General features: G+C 64.5%; 7 protein-coding genes. All 7 read right to left on the bottom strand.

Annotation, left to right across the window (positions count from 1 at the left end):
• Positions 1–73: 73 nt before the first annotated feature.
• Positions 74–469, bottom strand: coding sequence for a hypothetical protein (locus ACFPU0_RS17170; protein ID WP_377694449.1), 396 nt, complete (start codon positions 467–469; stop codon positions 74–76).
• Between the two features lie 368 nt (positions 470–837).
• Complete coding sequence (locus tag ACFPU0_RS17165; protein WP_377694448.1) at positions 838–1,020, bottom strand: hypothetical protein; 183 nt, start codon at positions 1,018–1,020, stop codon at positions 838–840.
• A gap of 98 nt (positions 1,021–1,118) precedes the next feature.
• Positions 1,119–1,757 (bottom strand): SCO family protein, encoded by a 639-nt coding sequence (locus ACFPU0_RS17160; protein ID WP_377694447.1) that lies wholly within the window; start codon positions 1,755–1,757, stop codon positions 1,119–1,121.
• Between the two features lie 19 nt (positions 1,758–1,776).
• A complete protein-coding gene (locus ACFPU0_RS17155) occupies positions 1,777–3,549 on the bottom strand; it encodes a multicopper oxidase family protein (RefSeq protein ID WP_377694446.1) in 1,773 nt (590 codons plus the stop codon).
• Between the two features lie 358 nt (positions 3,550–3,907).
• The gene (locus tag ACFPU0_RS17150) at positions 3,908–4,462 is read right to left on the bottom strand and encodes a hypothetical protein (protein ID WP_377694445.1); all 555 of its coding nucleotides are present in this window, start codon (positions 4,460–4,462) and stop codon (positions 3,908–3,910) included.
• Between the two features lie 313 nt (positions 4,463–4,775).
• Positions 4,776–5,891, bottom strand: a complete 1,116-nt coding sequence (gene gcvT / locus ACFPU0_RS17145; protein ID WP_377694444.1) for a glycine cleavage system aminomethyltransferase GcvT — start codon at positions 5,889–5,891, stop codon at positions 4,776–4,778.
• A gap of 113 nt (positions 5,892–6,004) precedes the next feature.
• The coding region (locus ACFPU0_RS17140) for a hypothetical protein (protein WP_377693831.1) at positions 6,005–6,085 on the bottom strand (81 nt) is incomplete at its 5' end.

Below are 6,085 nucleotides of genomic sequence, written 5' to 3'. Positions count from 1 at the left end.
GCCACAGGTGGCGCCTTCTGCCTTTCGAGGTTTCGCATACATCGGGATTGCCTGCCTCTGGATGGCCTCGGGATCAGCTGATGCGGTTGGCACCGGTGCGGTCGACGCCACCTTCGGCCACATCGAAGGCCTTGGTACGGTCGGAGCCGCCTTCGGCGACATCGAAGGCCTTGGTGCGATCGGAGCCGCTTTCGGCTATCCGCAGCGACTCGGAACGCTCGGCACCGCTTTCAGCCACATCGAAGGCTTTGGTACGGTCGGAACCACCTTCGGCGACGCGCAGGGACTCGGAGCGCTCGGCGCCGTTCTCGGCGATGCGGTTGGCGCCGGTGCGGTCAGCGCCACCTTCGGCGACGCGGTGGATGCTGGTGCGGTCGGAGCCGCCTTCCGCGACGGTGGCCTGGGGCAGGGCAAAAGCAGTGGCGGACAGGCTGGCGATGAACAGGCTGGCAAGGATTTGCTTTTTCATTTTGGGCACCTCGGTGAGGAAGGGGTTGGAATTCGTCTACGGGGCCCATGTTACTGATGTGATTTCGATGATGAAGTGATGCTGGGTGATGGTTACCATCGACGCCAATGATAGTTGTCTGGAATCTATTAAAAACAATGGGTTAGGATGTTTTGAGGGGCGCTGTTGCGCAAAGTGGAAAGGCTTTTTCCGCGAATTGGTATAATCGAATAATTCGATTTAATTGAGAAAGACCACTGGCTGCATTGGTCAGGGATGGCGAGAAAGGTCCGGTCTAGAGCGGCTGGCAGGCTTCTTGCCTGCGGCAGGCCGGGCGTTGGGCCCGGTTGGCGAGGAATTTCGCTCCTGCGAGGGTGAGGCGCTGGGGATCAGCGCTTGCCCATGGAACGACGGGAGCCGCGCGGATGCGGGCCGGGGCGCTGGCCGCGGTCGTGACCCTTGAGGGTCTGGTACCAGGGGATGTTCTGTTTCTTCGGCTTGTCTGCAACGGCTTCGGAGGCCGGTATTTCCCGGGGCTGGGCGTCGGCCTGGTCGATGTCTTGGCTGGTCATGGTGTTCTGCTGCTTTGAGGCTTGGCCCGAGGCTGGGCCGGGGGCGAGCATCATACACCAGCCGGCCTCCGGGTGTGCCCGGAGGCCGGCTGGGCTGTTCAGGATTCCTGCTGGAATCCTTCGCTGGCGAGTTCGACGCGGTGGTCGACATGGTTGATGGCCGAGAGTATGTGCTCGGGGTCGGTCAGCGACGGCGCCATGGTCCAGCGGTTGATGGCTTCGTTGCCGATCCGCACCATGCCGGTATGGGTCAGCTGGTTGCCGTCCACCAAGGGGTCCACGTCGTAGAAGCCCAGGGCATAGCGCAGGTCGAGAATGTCCTGCGGGGTGCCGGTGAGGTACTGCCAGCCGGGGCCGATGCCGAACTTGTCGATGTACTCCTGCAGGTGGCGCGGCTGGTCCAGCTCCGGCTGCAGGGTGATGGAGTACATGAAGACGTCCCGCCCCAGGCGTTCGCCAAGCATCTGCTGGACCTTGCGCAGGTTCACCGTGGCGGTCGGGCAGTTCCGTCCGCAGCTGGCGTACATCATGTTGAGCACCACCACCTTGCCGCGTATCAGGTCATCGTAGAACGCGACCCTCCGGCCCTGGTGGGTGAGCAGGATCGGGTTGGGGAACCTGGCCGTCCCCGCTCCGGGCGTCGGTCGGCGTTCCCCGGCGGCACCCAGGGCGCCCAAGGCCGCCAGCCCCAGTACGCCGGCACCCAGGCCGCCAATGAGCTTTCTGCGAGTGTTCATGAATTGGTACCTCCCGCCGCTATACGACGTCGAAGCGCAGCATCATCGCGTGGTCTTCGTGGATCAGGTTGTGGCAGTGCATCACGTACTTGCCCACATAGTCCCTGAAGCGGATGAAGACACGGACGGTTTCGGCCTTGTTGAGCACATAGACGTCCTTGCGCCCTTGCTCATGGGCGGGAATGGGTTGCGAGACGCCATTCCTGATGCGCGCGATGATGCGGCCTTCCTCGAGGTGGATATGGATGGGATGCGACCAGCCGTTGTCGATGTTGACCAGCTCCCAGATCTCGCCCCGGCCCTTGGGCACAGTGAAGCGTGGTGCATTGACGTTGACGAACTGGCCATTGATCACCCACATGTTGTTGGAGCGCTCGAAGACGAAGCGCCGGACCGGCGCGGCTGCAATTTCCGCTGCGGTCAACGGCGGCAGCGGGCGCAGGTTGGCCGGTACCATGCTGAGGTCCTGGGCGGTCGGCCAGCGGTCCACCACTATCTTCAGCACGCGCACGCCGGGGTCCTTGATGTCCTTGGGCCCGCGAGTCTCTTCCTGGCGCATGCGGTTGACCAGGTAGAGGGTGGTGCCCACCGGGTACTTGGAGAAGTCCACCACTATGTCGCCGCGCTCGGCCACGCCCAGGGTCACCGTCTGCTGGTTGAGCAGCGGCTTGGGCAGCAGGTTGCCGTCGTTGCCGATGTAGGTGAAGTTCTGCTTCAGGTTGCCCGAGTTCACCAGCGAGAAGGCGTAGGACCGGCTCGGCCCCGTATTCAGCAGGCGGAAGCGGTAGCGCCGGGCGGCCACCTTGAGCACCGGCTCGATCATGCCGTTGACCGCCACCTTGTCGCCCAGCACACCCTCGGGATTGATGTCGTCGTAATACAGCATGCCGTTGGCGTCGAAGCGGCGGTCGGCGAACATCAGCGGGTAATCATAGGGGTGGCTCGGCAGACGCAGCGCGCCTGGCGTCGGGTCCGCCTCGTTGCCCGAGTCCAGGTGGTCGTAGAGCAGGTAGAAGCCCGCCAGCCCCCGATAGAGGTTGGGTGCGGTGAAATCCAGGGTGTGGTCGTGATAGAACAGCGTGCCCAGTGCCTCGCGGTAGTCGCCGACGCTGTCCTGCCGGTCCTCGAAACCGGCGCAGACATTGGAGTAGAGATGATCCTTGAACCTGCCTACGGCGGTCAGGGTCGGGCCGGCCTTGGTGGCGCTGTAGTAGTCGCCCGGGAAGCCGTCGCTCTCCGAGCCGGTGTGCAGGTTGTGCAGGTGGGTGGAGATTTCCGGCGTACCGAAACCGGTGTGGTTGGACGGCAGATCATTATGGATGCGGCAGATCATCGGGTGGCCATAGTGAGCCATCACAGTGGCGCTGAATTCCTTGTCCGGCGTGTTGGCGGCGCGATAGACCCAGACCTTCTGCTTCGGGTAGGCCGGATTGAACTGCCATTCACGCTCCTGGGCGCGCAGTTCGTAGTACTCCGCATTCGGCCTGAACTGCGCCCAGCGCTGATGGCGCGCGCGCCCGGCCTCGCCACCGGCGATATTGGCCAGTTCGGTCGGTGCCGGGGTCAGGTAGGGGACGGAGGCGGCAGGGACGATCTGCTTGGGCAGTTCCATCACCCAGGGTGTGGTGGCCGGGCTGGGCGGCAGTATCGGTGCAGCCGCCTCGGTATCCGGCGCGCGTAACAGGGCGGGTGCGGCCACCGCGGCGGCGGAGAGCTTGAGGAAGTCGCGCCGGGTTTCATCCGCCAACCTGTCTTTGTTTTTTTTAGGTTGTCGCGAATTCTTGTCTTTCATGGATGTACTCCACCTCCCCACAGCGAAATCGCGCGGACGGCCCGCTATGGATGCAATGCTCCAGGGCTCGTATTCCCCATCCGTTCGCACGAAGGTGCTGACCGCCAAAGGATTTGCTCGCGCGGTCAAAGCGCCAATAAAACGACTAAAGACTGCTCACTTGGCGGCTGCAATTGGGCAAATGACAATAATTCGCCGTTAATGCTGGCCAGTGGCTTCTGGCTCTAGGTGCGGCGCCGAATGTTTCGGGATGTTTCTCGAAGACGGGCGGTGGCGATTGGAGGGCAGGCGGTAGAGCGGTTGGAGCGAGGCGGAGGCGGCCGGAAAGAGGGGGAAGTTCCGGCCGCGTCCGGAGGGATCACTGGTACTTCGAGTGGAACAGGGCGATCTGCTTGACCGGCTTGGGTTCTTCCTTGGTCAGCACGTAGACCACGCGCTGGCCTTCCGGACCGCCGCCGATGTCGACGTAGCTGAAGGTGGGTTCGCCGATCTTGTACATGTCCATCATGTCGCCGTAGCGGCTGAACACATAGATGATGCCTTCCTCGTCGCGCAGCTCGCCGTAGAAGGGCAGGGCCGGCGGCAGGCTGATGTCGAGGAAGCGCTTGGCGGAGAGGCTGTTCAGGTCCTTGCCCTGGTCCGCGGCCTTGAGTACCAGAACGATCTCGCGGCCGAAGCCGTCCTGCTTGCCGAGGCTTTGCTTCACGGGCGCGGTGCCGTTCTTCACGAATTCACGGTAGGTGGCGTAGTCGTCGAAGACGAACAGTTCCTTCTCGGCGCGGACCTGGTACCAGTCTTCGTTGTCCAGGGCCACCGGCTTGGCCGGGGCCGGGGCCTGCATGCTGCAGGCGCCGAGGGTGGCGGCCAGCAGGGCGACGGCCAGTGGCTTGATCAGGTTCTTCTTGTGGTTCATCGGAGGTCCTCCCCAGGAAAGTTGAGCAGAGAATCTGCCTGCGGCGGATGACCGATTGATGACGGGATCGTGTCGTGATGGTTAAGGATGGAAGGCTTTGGTTTTCAGTGGGTTAGCAGGTTTTTTTGAGACTGCGTCTGCGGTTCGCCATCCCATGTATACCGGCTGCACACTGTGCGCACCGTGGGGCTTCCGGTGCGCACCCTACGGATTTCGGCTCGCGACCAGTCCGGTCGGCGCAAAGAAAAGGGTGAAGGCTCGCGCCTTCACCCTGCAAGGCCCCGCCGTGGCGGGGCAGTCGAGGGACTCTGTATCAGCCGCGGTAGTAGCGCTGTGGCACGAAGGGGGTCTTGGCGACTTTCATCGCCACCCGCTTGCCGCGCACCAGGGCCCAGACCTCGGTGTCCAGCGCCGCATGGCGGGTGGCGACGTAGCCCATGGCCACCGGGCCGCCCAGGCTGGGGCCGAAGCCGCCGCTGCTGACCCGGCCGATCACAGCGCCGTCGGCGTCGACGATCTCGGCGCCTTCACGCACCGGTACGCGCTCCTGGGGCAGCAGGCCGACGCGCTTCTCGGCCACGCCATCGCGCTGCTGGGCGAAGATCTGGCCGGCGCCGGGGAAGTTGCCGGCACGCACGCCATCGGCGCGACGGGCCTTGGAGATGGCCCAGGCCAGGCTGGCCTCGATCGGCGTGGTGGTGGTGCTCATGTCGTGGCCGTAGAGGCACAGGCCGGCCTCCAGGCGCAGCGAGTCGCGGGCGCCGAGGCCGATGGGCTGGACTTCCGCCTCGGCCAGCAGGCGGCGCGCCAGGGCTTCGGCCTGCTCGACCGGCACGGAGATCTCGTAGCCGTCCTCGCCGGTGTAGCCGGAGCGGCTGACGTAGCAGTCGACACCGTCCAGGCGCACGGCGCGGAACTGCATGAAGGTCATGGCCTGCACCTCCGGCGCCAGGCGGCCGAGCACGTCGGCCGCCTTGGGCCCCTGCAGGGCCAGCAGCGCGCGGCTCTCGAACAGCGATTCGATGGCGCACTGCTCGCCGATCTTCGCCCGCAGGTGGGCCAGGTCCTGCGCCTTGCAGGCGGCGTTGACCACCAGGAACAGTTCGTCCGCGGCCAGGCGCGCGACCATCAGGTCGTCGAGGATGCCGCCGTTGTCGTCGGTGAACAGCGCGTAGCGCTGGGTGCCCAGCGGCAGGTCGAGGATGTCCACCGGCACCAGGCTTTCCAGGGCGCGGGCGGCGTGCGCGCCGCGCAGGATGATCTGGCCCATGTGCGACACGTCGAACAGGCCGGCCTGGTCGCGGGTGTGCAGGTGCTCCTTGAGCACGCCGAGGGGGTACTGCACCGGCATGGCGTAGCCGGCGAAGGGAACCATCTTGGCACCGAGTTCCAGGTGCAGGGAATGCAGGGGGGTTGTTGCCAAAGACATTCGGGAATCCTTCTATTAGCTGGAAGCTGGAAGCTGGAAGCTGGAAGCTGGAAGCTGGAAGCTGGAAGCTGGAAGCGGAGTGCACTTCAAGCTTCCGGCTTCCCGCTGCTTGTTCAACATTCGATGATGTTCACGGCGAGGCCGCCGCGGGCGGTTTCCTTGTACTTGCTCTTCATGTCGGCGCCGGTCTGGCG

Source organism: Pseudomonas sp. GCM10022186, assembly GCF_042656385.1.
Lineage (GTDB): Bacteria > Pseudomonadota > Gammaproteobacteria > Pseudomonadales > Pseudomonadaceae > Metapseudomonas.
This window is presented reverse-complemented; position numbering and strand designations above follow the sequence as displayed.

What these genes read in the sequence shown, in the direction of transcription:
- ACFPU0_RS17170 (WP_377694449.1), bottom strand. Translation starts at nt 469, where the DNA reads ATGAAAAAGCAAATCCTTGCCAGCCTGTTCATCGCCAGCCTGTCCGCC.
- ACFPU0_RS17165 (WP_377694448.1), bottom strand. Translation starts at nt 1,020, where the DNA reads ATGACCAGCCAAGACATCGACCAGGCCGACGCCCAGCCCCGGGAAATA.
- ACFPU0_RS17160 (WP_377694447.1), bottom strand. Translation starts at nt 1,757, where the DNA reads ATGAACACTCGCAGAAAGCTCATTGGCGGCCTGGGTGCCGGCGTACTG.
- ACFPU0_RS17155 (WP_377694446.1), bottom strand. Translation starts at nt 3,549, where the DNA reads ATGAAAGACAAGAATTCGCGACAACCTAAAAAAAACAAAGACAGGTTG.
- ACFPU0_RS17150 (WP_377694445.1), bottom strand. Translation starts at nt 4,462, where the DNA reads ATGAACCACAAGAAGAACCTGATCAAGCCACTGGCCGTCGCCCTGCTG.
- gcvT (WP_377694444.1), bottom strand. Translation starts at nt 5,891, where the DNA reads ATGTCTTTGGCAACAACCCCCCTGCATTCCCTGCACCTGGAACTCGGT.